The organism is Streptococcus sp. SR1 (assembly GCF_000526075.1).
In the GTDB taxonomy this organism is placed as follows: Bacteria; Bacillota; Bacilli; order Lactobacillales; family Streptococcaceae; genus Streptococcus; species Streptococcus halitosis.
In genome coordinates this window covers 80,197-96,445 of sequence record NZ_JATR01000021.1, presented here as the reverse complement: position 1 = coordinate 96,445, position 16,249 = coordinate 80,197, and the positions used below count along the sequence as shown (strand labels likewise).

Annotated in this window: 12 protein-coding genes; 10 read left to right on the top strand and 2 right to left on the bottom strand. The window is 41.1% G+C overall.

Features of this window, described 5'->3' with window-relative positions; all coding sequences use genetic code 11:
* Positions 1 to 5 precede the first annotated feature (5 nt).
* The 5 genes from pta to HMPREF1518_RS07525 all read left to right on the top strand — a co-directional run bounded on the left by pta (position 6) and on the right by HMPREF1518_RS07525 (position 5,159).
* Positions 6 to 980, top strand: a complete 975-nt coding sequence (gene pta, locus HMPREF1518_RS07545) for a phosphate acetyltransferase (protein ID WP_033585300.1) — start codon at positions 6 to 8, stop codon at positions 978 to 980.
* A gap of 82 nt (positions 981 to 1,062) precedes the next feature.
* The gene (gene mutY, locus HMPREF1518_RS07540) at positions 1,063 to 2,229 is read left to right on the top strand and encodes an A/G-specific adenine glycosylase (RefSeq protein WP_033585296.1); all 1,167 of its coding nucleotides are present in this window, start codon (positions 1,063 to 1,065) and stop codon (positions 2,227 to 2,229) included.
* A gap of 69 nt (positions 2,230 to 2,298) precedes the next feature.
* On the top strand, positions 2,299 to 3,006 hold the full coding sequence (yycF, locus tag HMPREF1518_RS07535; protein ID WP_000722062.1) for a response regulator YycF: 708 nt from the start codon (positions 2,299 to 2,301) through the stop codon (positions 3,004 to 3,006).
* A complete protein-coding gene (gene vicK / locus HMPREF1518_RS07530) occupies positions 2,999 to 4,348 on the top strand; it encodes a cell wall metabolism sensor histidine kinase VicK (protein ID WP_033585295.1) in 1,350 nt (449 codons plus the stop codon). Before yycF ends, vicK begins: the two co-directional genes overlap by 8 nt.
* 1 nt (position 4,349) lies before the next feature.
* Entirely contained in the window at positions 4,350 to 5,159 is an 810-nt protein-coding gene (locus HMPREF1518_RS07525) for an MBL fold metallo-hydrolase (protein ID WP_033585294.1), read from the top strand.
* A 36-nt stretch (positions 5,160 to 5,195) separates the two neighbouring features.
* Here HMPREF1518_RS07525 and HMPREF1518_RS07520 read toward each other — a convergent pair whose 3' ends face one another.
* The gene (locus HMPREF1518_RS07520; RefSeq protein ID WP_033585292.1) at positions 5,196 to 5,543 is read right to left on the bottom strand and encodes a thiol reductase thioredoxin; all 348 of its coding nucleotides are present in this window, start codon (positions 5,541 to 5,543) and stop codon (positions 5,196 to 5,198) included.
* A gap of 110 nt (positions 5,544 to 5,653) precedes the next feature.
* Complete coding sequence (locus HMPREF1518_RS07515; protein WP_033585291.1) at positions 5,654 to 7,372, bottom strand: phospho-sugar mutase; 1,719 nt, start codon at positions 7,370 to 7,372, stop codon at positions 5,654 to 5,656.
* A gap of 227 nt (positions 7,373 to 7,599) precedes the next feature.
* Between HMPREF1518_RS07515 and HMPREF1518_RS07510 the strand changes: the two genes are divergently transcribed.
* The 5 genes from HMPREF1518_RS07510 (at position 7,600) to pulA (ending at position 16,118) form a co-directional block, all read left to right on the top strand.
* The gene (locus HMPREF1518_RS07510) at positions 7,600 to 9,501 is read left to right on the top strand and encodes an ABC-F family ATP-binding cassette domain-containing protein (protein WP_033585289.1); all 1,902 of its coding nucleotides are present in this window, start codon (positions 7,600 to 7,602) and stop codon (positions 9,499 to 9,501) included.
* A 3-nt stretch (positions 9,502 to 9,504) separates the two neighbouring features.
* Positions 9,505 to 10,368 carry an Rgg family transcriptional regulator gene (locus HMPREF1518_RS07505; RefSeq protein ID WP_033585288.1) on the top strand — a complete coding sequence of 288 codons (864 nt, stop codon included), beginning with the start codon at positions 9,505 to 9,507 and terminating at the stop codon, positions 10,366 to 10,368.
* 80 nt (positions 10,369 to 10,448) lie between these two features.
* On the top strand, positions 10,449 to 11,627 hold the full coding sequence (locus tag HMPREF1518_RS07500) for an MFS transporter (protein ID WP_033585287.1): 1,179 nt from the start codon (positions 10,449 to 10,451) through the stop codon (positions 11,625 to 11,627).
* Positions 11,628 to 11,716: 89 nt separating this feature from the next.
* Positions 11,717 to 13,675: an NAD-dependent DNA ligase LigA gene (gene ligA, locus HMPREF1518_RS07495; RefSeq protein ID WP_033585286.1), complete on the top strand. Its 1,959-nt coding sequence runs from the start codon at positions 11,717 to 11,719 to the stop codon at positions 13,673 to 13,675.
* Between the two features lie 157 nt (positions 13,676 to 13,832).
* Positions 13,833 to 16,118 carry a type I pullulanase gene (gene pulA, locus HMPREF1518_RS07490; RefSeq protein ID WP_033585285.1) on the top strand — a complete coding sequence of 762 codons (2,286 nt, stop codon included), beginning with the start codon at positions 13,833 to 13,835 and terminating at the stop codon, positions 16,116 to 16,118.
* Positions 16,119 to 16,249: the final 131 nt, after the last annotated feature.

The window sequence follows — 16,249 nt, the reverse complement described above, 5'->3', positions numbered from 1 at the left end:
AACTCATGGAAGTTTTTGAAAATCTCAAAGCCAACTTAGTTGGCAAAAATGCTCGTATTGTTCTCCCTGAAGGGCAAGAACCTCGTATTCTTCAGGCCACTAAACGCTTGGTAAAAGAAACAGAAGTTGTTCCTGTTTTGCTTGGGAACCCAGAAAAAATCAAAATTTATCTTGAAATCGAAGGGGTTATGGATGGCTATGAAGTGATCGACCCTCAACACTATCCTCAATTCGAAGAAATGGTCACTGCCTTGGTAGAGCGTCGGAAGGGTAAAATGACTGAAGAAGAAGCGCGCAAAGTTTTGGTTGAAGATGTCAACTACTTTGGTGTGATGCTAGTCTACTTGGGCTTGGTTGACGGTATGGTATCAGGTGCTACTCACTCAACAGCTGCAACAGTTCGTCCTGCACTTCAAATCATTAAAACTCTTCCAAATGTAACTCGTACTTCAGGTGCCTTCCTCATGGTCCGTGGGACAGAACGTTACCTATTTGGTGACTGTGCCATTAATATCAATCCAGATGCAGAAGCCTTGGCTGAGATTGCTATCAACTCGGCTATTACAGCTAAAATGTTTGGCATCGAACCTAAAATTGCAATGTTGAGCTACTCTACTAAAGGTTCAGGTTTTGGTGATAGTGTTGATAAGGTCGTAGAAGCAACTAAAATTGCTCACGACTTGCGTCCTGACCTTGAGATTGATGGTGAGTTGCAATTTGATGCGGCCTTCCACCCTGAAACTGCAGCATTGAAAGCTCCAGGAAGTAACGTTGCTGGGCAAGCAACTGTCTTTATCTTCCCTGGTATCGAAGCGGGGAATATTGGCTATAAGATTGCAGAACGTCTTGGTGGTTTTGCGGCTGTCGGACCTGTTTTGCAAGGCTTAAACAAGCCAGTTAACGACCTTTCTCGTGGATGTAATGCAGATGATGTGTACAAGTTGACCCTTATCACAGCAGCTCAAGCAGTTCATCAATAAAAAATAGTCCTCTTTCCTTTGGGAAGAGGCTTTTTAGTACTGAGAAAAGGACAGCTAGAAGCTTCTATGTTATACTAGATATATGTTAGATTTGAAAAAATATGGTATCGTCATGTGGCCGGAAGAGAAGATTATTTCTTTTCGTGAGAAACTCCTCAACTGGTATGATGAAAACAAGCGAGATTTACCTTGGCGGAGAAGTAAAAATCCTTATCACATCTGGGTATCTGAAATCATGCTCCAGCAGACCAGGGTGGATACAGTTATTCCCTATTATGAACGATTCTTGGACTGGTTTCCAACTGTTGAAAGTCTGGCGAATGCCCCTGAAGAGCGTCTGTTGAAGGCTTGGGAGGGTTTGGGCTATTATTCTCGAGTACGCAATATGCAGGCCGCAGCTCAGCAGATTATATCTGACTTTGGGGGGCAATTTCCAGATACCTATGAAGGAATATCTTGCCTGAAAGGAATTGGCCCTTACACTGCGGGGGCAATTTCCAGTATTGCTTTTAACTTGCCCGAGCCAGCGGTCGATGGCAATGTCATGCGGGTTTTGGCACGCTTGTTTGAGGTTAATCATGATATCGGAGTTCCCAGTAATCGAAAGATTTTCCAAGCCATGATGGAAATATTGATTGACCCAGAACGGCCAGGAGACTTTAACCAAGCTCTGATGGATTTAGGTTCTGACATAGAGGCGCCAGTTAATCCTAGACCAGAAGAAAGCCCTGTTAAGGACTTTAGTGCAGCCTATCAGAATGGAACTATGGATGTATATCCGATTAAAGAACCCAAGAAAAAGCCCCTCCCAATCTATCTCAAGGCTTTGGTTGTGTGCAATGACCGTGGTCAATATTTACTAGAGAAAAATGAAAGTGAGAAACTGTTAGCTGGTTTTTGGCATTTCCCACTGATTGAAGTTGACGATTTCTCTAGCGATGATAATCAACTAGATCTCTTTTCTCAAGTCAAAGAGGAAAACAGGGCTTTTGGACCAAGCCCTCAAGAAAACTTTGAGCAGGATTATGATTTAGAAGTGAATTGGTCCCAGCAAGTATTTGACCAGGTCAAGCATGTATTTAGTCATCGGAAATGGCATATTCAAATCCTAGCAGGTCAAGTGACAGATTCGAAACAGTTTTCTGACAGAGAAGTTCGTTGGGTTTCTCCTCAGGAGTTTTCTGATTATCCACTGGCTAAACCTCAACAAAAAATTTGGCAGGCTTATAAAAACAACTCTCGAATATGAAGGCTTACAGTAGCCATTTGTGCCTTCTTTGTATTTTTTTGTTATAATAGATAGAGAAAAGGTGATAAAATGAAAAAAATATTAATTGTAGATGATGAGAAACCAATCTCGGATATTATTAAGTTTAATATGACCAAGGAAGGTTACGAAGTTGTAACCGCATTTAATGGTCGTGAAGCAATTGAGCTATTTGAAGCTGAGCAACCGGATATTATTATTCTAGACTTGATGCTTCCGGAAATTGATGGTTTAGAAGTTGCTAAAGCTATTCGTAAGACTAGCAGTGTGCCGATTATTATGCTCTCAGCTAAGGATAGCGAGTTTGACAAGGTTATTGGTTTAGAGTTAGGTGCAGATGATTATGTTACAAAGCCCTTCTCGAACCGTGAGTTACAAGCCCGTGTCAAGGCTCTGCTTCGTCGTACAGATCTTGCTTCAGTAGATAGCCAAGAGTCTGATGAGAAGAAGACGCAGCCCTTACAAATTGGTGATTTAGAAATCGTTCCAGATGCTTACGTGGCTAAGAAATATGGTGAGGAATTAGATTTGACCCACCGTGAGTTTGAACTCTTATATCACTTGGCATCTCATATTGGTCAAGTGATTACGCGTGAACACTTGCTTGAGACTGTATGGGGTTATGACTATTTTGGTGATGTTCGTACAGTGGACGTGACTATCCGACGCTTGCGTGAAAAAATTGAAGACACACCAAGCCGTCCAGAGTATATCCTCACACGTCGTGGTGTCGGCTACTATATGAAAAATAATGATTGAAGATATTAGACAAACTATTCTGACCAGTGATTTTATCTTTATCCTGATTTTACTTGGCTTTATCCTAGTTGTGACCTTGTTGTTGCTGGAAAACCGTCGGGATAATATCCGGTTAAAAGAGATAAATCAGAAGGTTAAGGACTTAATTGCAGGTGACTATTCTCAAGTTTTGGACTTGCAGGGTAGTACAGAGATCACCAACATCACCAATAATCTGAATGATTTGTCAGAAGTTATTCGTTTGACTCAAGAAAATTTGGAACAAGAGAGTAAAAGGCTGCATAGCATTCTTTCCTATATGACAGATGGTGTCCTTGCGACCAATCGCCGTGGCCAGATTACTATGATCAACGATATGGCAAAAAAACAGCTAGGTGTGCAGAAAGAAGAGGTTCTTAATAAAAGCATTCTCGAATTACTAAAGATAGAAGATGAATATGAACTGCGTGACCTGATTACACAGATACCTGAGTTGACGATTGATTCTCAGGATGCTAATGGAGAATATTTGAGCCTTCGTGTACGTTTTGCCCTTGTCCGCCGTGAGTCAGGTTTCATCTCTGGTTTGGTTGCCGTTTTACATGATACGACCGAGCAAGAGAAGGAAGAGCGTGAGCGAAGACTCTTTGTTTCAAACGTCAGTCATGAGTTGCGTACTCCTTTGACCAGTGTTAAATCTTATCTCGAAGCCTTGGATGAGGGAGCTCTGTATGATCCTGTCGCCCCTGATTTTATTAAGGTTTCACTCGATGAAACCAACCGTATGATGCGTATGGTGACAGATCTCTTGCATCTATCTCGTATTGACAATGCGACTACTAAACTGGATATAGAGTTGATTAACTTTACAGCCTTTATCACCTTCATCCTCAACCGTTTTGATAAGATGAGAGATCAGGATGAAGAGAAAAAATATGAGCTAGTGAGAGATTATCCAATAACTTCAGTTTGGATTGAGATTGATACGGATAAGATGACCCAGGTGATTGATAATATTCTTAACAATGCCATCAAGTATTCACCAGATGGTGGGAAGATTACGGTTAGCATGAAAACCACGGATGACCAGATGATTTTATCAATTTCTGACCAGGGTCTTGGGATTCCAAAACAAGATTTGCCTAGGATTTTTGACCGCTTTTACCGTGTGGATCGCGCAAGAAGTCGTGCTCAAGGTGGGACTGGTTTGGGTCTGGCTATCGCGAAAGAAATCATCAAACAACACAATGGTTTTATTTGGGCAAAAAGCGAATACGGTAAGGGTTCAACCTTTACCATAGTGCTCCCTTATGATAAGGATGCCGTAAAAGAAGAAATATGGGAGGACGAAATAGAAGACTAGAATGAGTGAAAAAGGCTTTAAATACAGTATTTTAGCATCAGGTTCCAGTGGAAATTCCTTTTATCTGGAAACCCCAAAAAAGAAAATCTTAGTGGATGCAGGCTTGTCTGGTAAGAAAATCACCAGTCTTTTGAGCGAAATCAATCGCAAACCTGAAGATTTGGATGCGATTTTGATTACGCATGAACATTCAGATCATATTCATGGAGTTGGTGTATTGGCTCGCAAATATGGTATGGACCTTTACGCCAATGAAAAGACTTGGCAGGCTATGGAAAATAGCAAGTATCTTGGCAAGGTGGATTCATCGCAGAAGCATATTTTTGAAATGGGTAAAACCAAAACCTTTGGTGATATTGATATTGAGAGTTTTGGGGTTAGCCATGATGCGGTAGCACCCCAGTTTTACCGCTTTATGAAAGATGACAAGAGCTTTGTCATGCTGACCGATACAGGTTACGTCAGTGACCGTATGGCAGGAATTGTCGAAAATGCAGACGGTTATCTCATCGAGTCCAACCACGACGTAGAAATCTTGCGAGCAGGATCTTACGCTTGGCGTCTTAAACAGAGAATTCTATCGGATCTCGGTCACCTCTCTAACGAGGATGGTGCTGAGGCCATGATTCGTGCAATGGGAAATCGAACCAAAAAAATCTACCTCGGGCATTTGTCCAAAGAGAACAATATCAAGGAGCTGGCTCATATGACTATGGTCAACCAGCTAGCACAAGCTGATCTGGGAGTAGGAGTAGACTTTAAAGTTTACGACACCTCCCCAGATACAGCAACACCACTGACAGAGATATAAAAAAAGGAAGGCGAGTGCCTTCTTTTTTTATATTTTTTACAATCCTGCAAATTCTTTGATTTCTTGTGCGGACATGGAAGAGTCGCAACGGACATTGATTTGTCCATCCGCAATGTGAACAAAGCCTGGTACTGTTGGGATTCCGTAGCGTGAGCGGAATTCTTGCAACTCATTGAGTTGGCTTGCTTCTTCACTGTTGATAAAGTAGATGTGCGCTTTGGTTTCAGCTATGACACCAGCCAAAGTGCCAGCAAATTTACGGCAGTAAGGGCAAGTTTTACGACCGATGAAGAAGGTTGCAGTTTCTTTCTTATCAAGTGCTTTTTGAGCACGGGAAACAGTTGTGACTTCAAGATCTTTAATATTTTCCCAAAATTGTTCCATGAGTTTACCTCGCTTTCATTGATATGTCTAGTATGCCACAAAGTTCCTAAAATTGCTTAGATTTGATACGAAAAAAAGATGAGACTAGTTTATCTCATCTTTATAGAGTGTTATTTCACAAATACATTGATTTCCGTTTCGATGTTAGCAATCTTAGCTTGTGAATCTTCGTTGCTTTCACCCACAACGGCAATGTAGAACTTGATCTTTGGTTCAGTACCTGAAGGGCGAACAGCAATCCATGAACCGTCAGCAAGCGTGTATTTCAACACATCACTTGGAGGAGTTGTCAAGTTTGTAACAGTGCCATCTGCAGCAGTAGCAGTTTGAGCCTTGAAGTCTTCTACGACAGTGATAGCTGTTGCGTTCCATTCTTTTGGAGCATTGTTACGGAATTTAGCCATAATCGCTTTGATTTGTTCGGCACCATCAACACCAGAAAGGGTAACAGAAATAGTCTTTTCAGCGTAGTAGCCGTATTCTTTGTAGATTTCTTCGATACCATCAGCAAGTGTCAAACCACGTGAACGGTAGTAGGCAGCAAGTTCAGCCACGACAAGAACAGCTTGGATGGCGTCTTTATCACGTACGAATGGTTTAATCAAGTAACCGAAGCTTTCTTCAAATCCCATCATGTAAGTGTGATTGTGTTTTTCTTCGAATTCTTGGATTTTTTCAGCGATAAATTTGAAACCTGTCAAGACATTGAACATAGTTGCGCCGTAGCTTTCAGCGATCTTCGTTACCAAGTCAGTTGATACGATGGATTTGCAGAGAGCAGCATTTTCAGGAAGAGTTCCAGCACTCTTATGAGCTTCCAAGATGTATTTAGCCATGATAGCACCGATTTGGTTACCTGAAAGGTTGAGGTAGCTACCATCTTTTTGAAGAACTTCAACACCAACACGGTCAGCGTCTGGGTCAGTCGCCACAAGAACATCAGCACCAACTTGACGGCCTAGTTCTTCAGCAAGTGCAAAGGCTGCTTGGTTTTCTGGGTTTGGAGATTTAACAGTTGAGAAGTCTGGGTCTGGAGTTGCTTGAGCTTCAACGACTTGAACTGAGTCAAATCCTGCTTGTGCAAGAGCACGGCGAGCCAACATTTCACCAGTACCATGAAGTGGTGTGTAGACAATCTTCATGTCTTTACCGAATTCTTCAATCAAGGTTGGGTTGATATTTACATCTTTTACTTCTTTGAGGTATTCTGCATCAACAGCTTCGCCGATAACTTCAATCAAGCCAGAAGCTTTTTCAGCTTCTACATCAGCAACTTCGACAGCGAATGGGTTTTCGATAGCACGGATGTAAGTAGTCAAAGCGTCCGCGTCATGTGGAGGCATTTGTCCACCGTCTTCACCATAAACCTTGTAACCGTTAAATGGAGCAGGGTTATGACTGGCAGTAATCATGATACCTGCAAAACAGCTGAGGTGACGAACTGCAAATGACAGTTCTGGAGTTGGACGAAGGCTTTCAAATACGTAAGATTTGATACCATGTTTTGCAAGAACTGCCGCAGATTCAAAGGCAAACTCAGGTGAGAAGTGACGACTATCGTAGGCAATTGCCACACCACGATCTTTTTCATTTCCACCTTTTGACTCAATCAAACGAGCCAATCCTTCAGTTGCTTGACGAACAACATAGATGTTGATGCGGTTTGTACCAGCACCGATCAAACCACGCATACCAGCAGTACCAAATTCAAGATTGGTATAAAAGGCATCTTCCTTAGTTTTTTCGTCCATATTTTCCAAATCTTGACGAAGGTAGTCTGGAAGGTCAGCAAAATCGACCCATTTTTGATAATTTTCTTGGTAAGTCATAGAGTATCTCCTTTATCTATTGCTTTAATCGCTTTCATTATATCACGATTTGATATTTTAGTAAAACGTTAGCATAACTTAAAATGTAGGAAATTTACTTTTATTTCATTGTAGAAGAATAGCCCAATACGCTTTCTAATGAAAAAGAAGATGAATAGTTCGGGTTTATGACTCAAACTTTTTTCATTGCAATTGTGCAAAAGAGAAAAAGATAGTAAAATGGATGTATGATTATTTTACAAGCTAATAAAATTGAACGATCTTTTGCTGGAGAGGTTCTTTTTGATAATATCAATCTGCAAGTTGATGAACGAGACCGAATTGCTCTTGTTGGGAGAAATGGTGCAGGTAAGTCTACTCTTTTAAAGATTTTAGTTGGGGAAGAGGAGCCAACTAGTGGAGAAATCAATAAGAAAAAAGATGTTTCTCTGTCTTACCTAGCCCAAGATAGCCGTTTTGAGTCTGAAAATACCATTTATGATGAAATGCTCCATGTCTTTGATGATCTACGCCGTACGGAGAAACAACTGCGTCAGATGGAGTTGGAGATGGGTGAAAAGTCTGGTGAAGATTTGGATAAACTGATGGCGGATTATGATCGTTTATCAGAGAATTTCCGTCAGGCTGGTGGCTTTACCTACGAAGCTGATATCCGCGCTATCTTGAATGGTTTCAAGTTTGACGAGTCTATGTGGCAGATGAAAATTGCTGAGCTTTCAGGTGGTCAAAATACTCGTCTGGCACTGGCTAAAATGCTCCTTGAAAAGCCAAATCTCTTGGTCTTGGACGAGCCAACCAACCACTTGGATATCGAAACCATTGCATGGTTGGAAAATTACCTAGTAAATTATAGCGGTGCGCTCATTATTGTCAGCCACGACCGTTACTTTTTGGACAAGGTTGCGACGGTTACACTGGATTTGACCAAGCATTCTTTGGATCGCTATGTGGGCAATTACTCTCGCTTTGTCGAGTTGAAGGAGCAAAAGCTAGCTACTGAGACAAAAAACTATGAAAAGCAACAGAAGGAAATTGCTGCTCTGGAAGATTTTGTTAATCGCAATCTGGTCCGAGCTTCAACGACCAAGCGTGCTCAATCTCGCCGTAAACAACTAGAAAAAATGGAGCGTTTGGACAAACCTGAAGCTGGCAAGAAAGCAGCCAACATGACCTTCCAGTCTGAAAAAACGTCGGGAAATGTCGTTTTGACTGTTGAAAATGCGGCTATTGGCTATGATGGGGAAATATTGTCAGAACCTATCAACCTTGACCTTCGTAAGATGAATGCTGTTGCCATCGTTGGACCAAACGGTATCGGGAAATCAACCTTTATCAAGTCTATTGTGGATCAGATTCCTTTTATCAAGGGAGAAAAGCGCTTTGGGGCCAATGTTGAGGTGGGTTACTATAACCAAACCCAAAGCAAGCTGACAGCAAGTAATACGGTACTTGATGAACTCTGGAATGATTTTAAACTGACACCAGAAGTTGAAATTCGCAACCGCCTTGGTGCCTTCCTCTTCTCTGGTGATGATGTTAAGAAATCAGTAGGCATGCTGTCAGGTGGCGAGAAAGCTCGTTTGTTACTTGCTAAACTTTCTATGGAAAACAACAACTTCTTAATTCTTGACGAGCCGACCAACCACTTGGATATTGATAGTAAGGAAGTGCTAGAAAATGCCCTGATTGACTTTGACGGAACCCTTCTTTTTGTCAGCCACGACCGTTATTTTATCAATCGTGTGGCAACTCATGTTTTGGAATTGTCTGAGAATGGTTCGACCCTCTATCTAGGAGATTATGACTACTATGTTGATAAAAAGTCCGAAATGGAAGTCAGCCAGACAGAGGAGGCTTCAATGACTAATCAAGCAAAAGAAGCAAGTCCAGCTAGTGACTATCAGGCCCAGAAAGAAAGTCAAAAAGAAGTTCGCAAACTCATGCGACAAATCGAAAATCTAGAAGCTGAAATTGAAGAGTTAGAAACTCAAAGTCAAGCCATTTCTGAACAAATGCTGGAAACCAACGATGCTGAAAAACTCATGGAATTGCAGACTGAACTGGACAAAATCAGCCATCGTCAAGAAGAAGCTATGCTTGAGTGGGAAGAATTATCAGAGCAGGTGTAAGAAATGGAACAGCTTGGAAAGGTATTTCGTGAATTTCGAACAAGTGGGAAGTACTCCTTAAAAGAGGCGGCAGGTGAATCATGTTCAACCTCTCAATTATCTCGCTTCGAGCTTGGGGAGTCTGACTTAGCGGTTTCCCGTTTCTTTGAGATACTGGATAATATTCATGTGACTATTGAAAATTTCATGGACAAGGCTAGAGATTTTCAAAATCATGAACATGTTGCCTTGATGGCACAGATCATTCCGCTTTACTACTCAAATGATATTGCAGGTTTTCAAAAGCTTCAAAGAGAACAACTTGAAAAGGCTAAGAGTTCGACCAATCCCCTCTATTTTGAGCTGAATTGGATTCTGCTACAAGGACTGATTTGTCAAAGAGATGCTCATTACACGATGAGGCAGAGTGATTTGGAAAAGGTAGCAGATTATCTTTTTCAAACAGAAGAATGGACTATGTATGAGTTGATTCTTTTCGGAAATCTCTATACTTTCTACAATGTGGACTATGTAGCTCGGATTGGCAGAGAAGTCATGGAGCGAGAAGACTACTACAAAGAAATTGGTCGGCATCGTAAACTCGTTTTGATTTTAGCTCTTAACTGTTACCAGCATTGTTTGGAAAACCGTTCCTTTACGGATGCGGACTATTTTGAGGGCTATGTGGAGAAGTTGATTGGAAATGGTATCAAGCTTTATGAGCGTAATATCTTCCATTATCTCAAAGGTTTTGCCCTCTACCAGAGAGACTTGAAAGAAGAAGGATGTAGTCAGATGCAGGAAGCTATGCATATTTTTGATGTACTTGGACTTCCAGAGCAAGTGGCTTACTATCAGGAACATTATGAAAAATTTGTTAATGCTTAAATTTCCCAAATAAGGGAAAAACGAAGAGAGTCCTTTCAGTTTTGATACAATAGTTTCAAAATTTGAGAGGAGCTTTTTATATGAATCGACATGCAATCCAGTTGATTAGTCGTGGTGCGATTAATAAGATAGGAAATATGCTCTATGATTATGGAAACAGTGTTTGGCTGGCATCAATGGGAACGATAGGACAGACTGTTCTTGGGATTTATCAGATTTCTGAACTCGTCACATCCATTCTAGTCAATCCCTTTGGCGGAGTGATTTCAGACCGCTTTTCGCGTCGCAAAATTTTGATGATGACGGACTTGATTTGTGGCATTCTCTGTTTGGCTATTTCTTTCATCAGAAATGATAGCTTGATGATTGCTGCTTTGATCTTCGCCAATATTGTTCAGGCGGTTGCCTTTGCATTTTCTCGTACGGCCAATAAAGCCATTATAACTGAGGTTGTAGAGAAAGACGAGATTGTGACCTATAATGCTCGCTTAGAGCTCGTTTTGCAGGTTGTAGGCGTTAGCTCCCCTGTACTTTCTTTCATCGTTTTACAATTTGCCAGTCTCCATATGACGCTTGTTTTAGATGCCATTAGTTTTTTCATTGCATTTACTTTAGTAGCTTTTCTCCCCAAAAAAGAGACTCAGGAACAAGTGAAAAGGACTTTCAGCTGGAAAAATATTTTTGCTGATATGAAAGAAGGAATTCGCTATATTTGGCGCCAGCAAGAGATCTTTTTCCTTTTGGTAGTAGCTTCCAGTGTTAATTTCTTTTTTGCAGCTTTTGAATTTCTCCTCCCTTTTTCAAATCGACTATACGGGGTAGAAGGAGCTTATGCAAGTATTTTGACTATGGGCGCTATTGGTTCGATTATCGGAGCTCTTCTAGCTAGTAAAATAAAGGCAAGTGTTTATAATCTTTTGATTCTATTGGCTTTGACTGGAGTTGGAGTTTTTATGATGGGATTACCACTGCCAACTTTTCTTTCCTTTTCTGGAAATTTAGTTTGTGAACTGTTTATGACAATTTTTAATATTCATTTTTTTACTCAGGTTCAAACCAAGGTTGAAAGTGAATATTTGGGTAGAGTATTAAGTACAATTTTTACTTTAGCCATTCTATTTATGCCGATTGCAAAAGGCTTTATGACGGTGCTGCCAAGTGTACATCTCTCTTCTTTTCTGATAATTGGAAGCGGGGTTATTGCCCTGTCTTGTTTATCCCTCTTTTATGTGCGAAGTCATTTTAAAAAAGAGTTATAATTTATCTTTTTTAAAAAATATTTCTCTACAATCCATTTTTCAGCCCTTCTCTATTGTGAGGAGGGCTTGATTTATGGTAGAATAGTTTTATGAATGAAAGAATGAATGAGTTAGTTGCCTTGCTCAATCGCTATGCGACCGAGTACTATACGAGTGACAATCCCTCGGTGTCAGATAGCGAGTATGATCGCCTCTACCGAGAGTTGGTCGAATTGGAAGCTGCCTATCCAGATCAAGTTTTAGCGGACAGTCCGACCCATCGTGTTGGTGGTAAGGTTTTAGACGGTTTTGAAAAATACAGTCATCAGTATCCTCTTTATAGTTTGCAGGATGCTTTTTCACGTGAAGAGTTAGAAGCTTTTGATGCGCGTGTTCGAAAGGAATTACCCCAACCGACCTATATCTGTGAATTGAAAATCGATGGTTTGTCTATATCGCTTACGTATGAAAAGGGGATTTTGGTTGTTGGTGCCACACGTGGGGATGGTTCTGTTGGTGAAAATATCACCGAAAATCTCAAGCGCGTCAAGGACATTCCTTTGATTTTGCCAGAAGAACTTGATATCACTGTTCGTGGAGAGTGTTACATGCCACGCGCTTCGTTTGATCAGGTCAATCAAGCCCGCCAAGAAAATGGGGAGCCTGAATTCGCTAATCCTCGTAACGCAGCTGCAGGAACCCTCCGTCAGTTGGATACAACAGTAGTGGCCAAGCGCAATCTTGCCACTTTCCTCTATCAAGAAGCAAGCCCTTCTACTCGTGATAGCCAAGAAAAGGTCTTGGAGCATCTTGAACAGCTTGGTTTTGTGGTTAATCCTAAACGAATATTGGCTAAAAGCATAGATGAGATATGGGATTTTATCCAAGAAGTAGGACAAGAACGGGATAATTTACCTTATGACATTGATGGGGTGGTTATCAAGGTCAATGACCTTGCAGATCAAGAAGAACTCGGTTTTACCGTTAAAGCGCCCAAGTGGGCAGTCGCCTATAAATTTCCCGCTGAAGAAAAAGAAGCCCAACTCCTTTCAGTTGACTGGACAGTTGGCCGTACGGGTGTTGTGACTCCAACTGCCAATCTAACACCTGTTCAGCTTGCTGGGACAACTGTTAGCCGTGCAACACTGCACAATGTAGATTATATTGCTGAAAAGGATATCCGCAAAGATGATACAGTTATCGTTTATAAGGCGGGGGACATCATTCCTGCTGTTTTGCGTGTGGTAGCGTCCAAGCGTGTTTCTGAAGAAAAACTAGATATTCCGACTAATTGTCCAAGTTGTGACAGTCACTTGCTTCATTTTGAAGATGAAGTGGCTCTTCGTTGTATCAATCCACGATGCCCTGCCCAAATCATGGAAGGTTTGATTCACTTTGCCTCTCGAGATGCCATGAATATTACAGGACTTGGTCCGTCTATCGTTGAAAAGCTTTTTGCTGCTAATCTAGTTAAGGATGTGGCGGATATCTACCGTTTGAAAGAAGACGATTTCCTCCTTTTAGAGGGCGTCAAGGAAAAATCAGCCTCGAAACTGCATCGGGCCATTCAAGCATCCAAGGAAAACTCAGCTGAGAAACTCTTGTTTGGTCTGGGAATTCGCCATGTCGGAAGCAAAGCTAGCCAACTTTTGCTCCAACATTTCCACTCTATTGAAAATCTAGCCCAAGCTGATCCTGAGGAAGTAGCAAGTATTGAAAGCTTGGGTAGTGTGATTGCGCAAAGCCTTCAGACTTATTTTGCTACAGAAGGATCGAAGATTCTCTTAGACGAGTTGAAAGAAGCTGGAGTCAATCTGGACTACAAGGGACAGACAGTAGTAGCAGATGCGGCCTTGTCAGGTTTGACCGTTGTACTAACGGGGAAATTGGAACGCCTCACGCGCTCAGAAGCCAAAAGCAAACTCGAAAGTCTGGGTGCCAAAGTCACAGGCAGTGTATCTAAGAAAACGAATCTTGTCGTAGCAGGAGCAGATGCAGGAAGCAAGCTCCAAAAAGCACAAGAACTTGGTATCGAAGTTCGAGATGAAGCTTGGCTAGAAAATTTGTAAAGAATAGTTGAAAACTAGATGTTAGATAGTCTGAAACTATCTCTCCTGATGTATTTTTATATCTATTAATGCTATTCTCTATTGTGCTGAATTTCCCGCTAAATTCTTCAGCACCACATAAAAAAATTAAAATTGAAATTAGGAATTAGGAAAAGAAATGTATAGATACCCAGTAGTCATCCATTTTCACCGAAAAAATGGGGATTATGATGCTTGTTCATTCAGTAGAAAACAGGCAGATTTTAAAGAAAATTTGTATTATGAAAATGACTATTTTGGAGCAAAATTCTCCTTTACAGTTACAAGTGCAGAAAGGCTCGATACTCTGACCTTTTCTGTCGAAATAGATGGAAAGGCAAAAGACTATCTCCTACGGTTTAACCATTATCCACTGTTGACTGAGGTTTGGATCTTAGATGGTGATGAGACAGTCTATTATTCTGAAAATCCAGCTATTGCAAGTCCTTTCTATAAAGATCAAAACCCGTTTGCTTTTGATAAAGCCTTGCACAGTGAAAGTTTTGATCATCATTGGGGATACCAAGGAGAGTTGGGGTATAGTATATCAGACTACCAGACAAGCTTTAAACTTTGGGCTCCAACGGCTACAGCTGTTCAAGTAGTCGTTTATGAAAATACAAGTAACGACGCGCCAGTTTGGAAAGCTTTTAATCTAGAGCGTGGGAATAGCTATTCATACAGTCATAAGTACAATACCATTGGTGTTTGGAGTGTAGACCTGGATGAAAATCTTGCAGGTAAAGCTTATCAGTATCAGATTGAGTTTCCGCACCACCAGACTTTGACACGAGACCCTTATACAACTGCAACAAGTCCTGACGGAAAACGTTCTGTTATTCTAACTCACAAAGAGAAACAAGTAGAAGGATTTGAAGTTAAACATGGGACAGACGCTCCTTGGCGTTTGGAAAATCCATGTAAAGCAGTTATCTGTGAAATGCACATTCGTGATTTTACAAAATCGCCGACATCTGGAGTTCCAGAAAACCTTCGAGGGACTTTTCTTGGGGCTGCTCATACTGGAACGGCTAACCAGTATGGCCAAGCAACTGCCTTTGACTATATCAAAGAACTCGGCTGTAATTATGTTCAGCTTCAACCAATCTTTGATCGCCATAAGGAATATGATGAGGAGGGAAATGTAACCTATAACTGGGGTTATGACCCTCAAAACTACAACGCACCAGAAACAAGTTTCTCTAGTAATCCAGATGATCCTGGACAGGTTATTCGAGATCTCAAAGCCATGATTCAGGCTTATCATGATGCAGGAATCGGTGTCATTATGGATGTCGTTTACAACCATACCTTCTCAACGGTTGATGCTCCTTTTCAAACAACTGTTCCTGATTATTACTATCGTATGAATCCAGATGGAACCTTCCAAAACGGTACAGGTGTAGGAAATGAAACCGCGAGCGAACACGAAATGTACCGCAAGTATATGATTGACTCACTTCTTTATTGGGTGAAAGAATACAATATTGACGGTTTTCGTTTCGACTTGATGGGAATTCACGATGTTAAAACCATGCAGGCAATTCGTTGGGCACTTGATGAAGTCGACCCGCGTATTCTCACTTATGGAGAAGGTTGGGATATGGGGACAGGTCTTGCACCTTATGACAAGGCCAAGAAGGACAATGCCTATCAGATGCCAAATATTGGATTTTTCAACGATGATCAGCGAGATGCCATCAAAGGAGGAGAAGTTTATGGCTCAATCAAGGCAGGATTTGTTAGTGGTGCTGCTACAGAACCGATTGTAGCCAAAGCTATTCTTGGTAGCCGAGAGTTGGGCTCATATCTTAGCCCAAACCAAGTCCTTAACTATGTGGAAGCCCATGATAATTACAACTTGCATGATTTGTTGGTGACCCTTCATCCAGATCACAGTTTAGATAAGATTATGCGCCAAGTTGAGACAGCAACAGCGATGAGCATTCTTATGCAAGGGATGTCCTTTATAGAGCTAGGGCAAGAATTTGGCCGCACCAAACTCTTTGCTACTGGAGAAAATGGCGAGCTGACTGCGGCAGATAGAGAACGGGCTATGAACAGCTACAATGCTCCAGATAGTGTCAACCAAGTCAACTGGGATTTAATCAATGAGAGACAAGAGAGCATTGACTTTATCCGTCAGATTATTCGCCTGAAAACACAGACCAGTGCCTTCTCCTATCCTACATACGAAGAAGTTTACCGTCATGTTTTTGTCCATACAGCTGCTGAAAATAGTGGGTGGATTGTTTACGAAATTCACGGTGGACCAGAGCACTTATTGGTAGTCTTTAATGCGAAGGGAACTTCCTTCTACTTTGAGAATGCAGGAAATCTTGAAATGCTTGTATCTAATAGTCGTTCTAAAGAATCAAATGTGATTGATGATACCAGTGTCGTGGTCTTAAAGGTACTCTCGTAAATTAATGTTCTGAAAAGGTTTAGATTAACTAGACCTTTTTTGATTTTTATTGAAAAACCAATATCTAATAGGAATAAAATTCAAATAATTTGAAGAATCAAGTTTGTGAAAAAAATATCAATATTTTCACA

What these genes read in the sequence shown, in the direction of transcription:
- pta (WP_033585300.1), top strand. Translation starts at nt 6, where the DNA reads ATGGAAGTTTTTGAAAATCTCAAAGCCAACTTAGTTGGCAAAAATGCT.
- mutY (WP_033585296.1), top strand. Translation starts at nt 1,063, where the DNA reads ATGTTAGATTTGAAAAAATATGGTATCGTCATGTGGCCGGAAGAGAAG.
- yycF (WP_000722062.1), top strand. Translation starts at nt 2,299, where the DNA reads ATGAAAAAAATATTAATTGTAGATGATGAGAAACCAATCTCGGATATT.
- vicK (WP_033585295.1), top strand. Translation starts at nt 2,999, where the DNA reads ATGATTGAAGATATTAGACAAACTATTCTGACCAGTGATTTTATCTTT.
- HMPREF1518_RS07525 (WP_033585294.1), top strand. Translation starts at nt 4,350, where the DNA reads ATGAGTGAAAAAGGCTTTAAATACAGTATTTTAGCATCAGGTTCCAGT.
- HMPREF1518_RS07520 (WP_033585292.1), bottom strand. Translation starts at nt 5,543, where the DNA reads ATGGAACAATTTTGGGAAAATATTAAAGATCTTGAAGTCACAACTGTT.
- HMPREF1518_RS07515 (WP_033585291.1), bottom strand. Translation starts at nt 7,372, where the DNA reads ATGACTTACCAAGAAAATTATCAAAAATGGGTCGATTTTGCTGACCTT.
- HMPREF1518_RS07510 (WP_033585289.1), top strand. Translation starts at nt 7,600, where the DNA reads ATGATTATTTTACAAGCTAATAAAATTGAACGATCTTTTGCTGGAGAG.
- HMPREF1518_RS07505 (WP_033585288.1), top strand. Translation starts at nt 9,505, where the DNA reads ATGGAACAGCTTGGAAAGGTATTTCGTGAATTTCGAACAAGTGGGAAG.
- HMPREF1518_RS07500 (WP_033585287.1), top strand. Translation starts at nt 10,449, where the DNA reads ATGAATCGACATGCAATCCAGTTGATTAGTCGTGGTGCGATTAATAAG.
- ligA (WP_033585286.1), top strand. Translation starts at nt 11,717, where the DNA reads ATGAATGAAAGAATGAATGAGTTAGTTGCCTTGCTCAATCGCTATGCG.
- pulA (WP_033585285.1), top strand. Translation starts at nt 13,833, where the DNA reads ATGTATAGATACCCAGTAGTCATCCATTTTCACCGAAAAAATGGGGAT.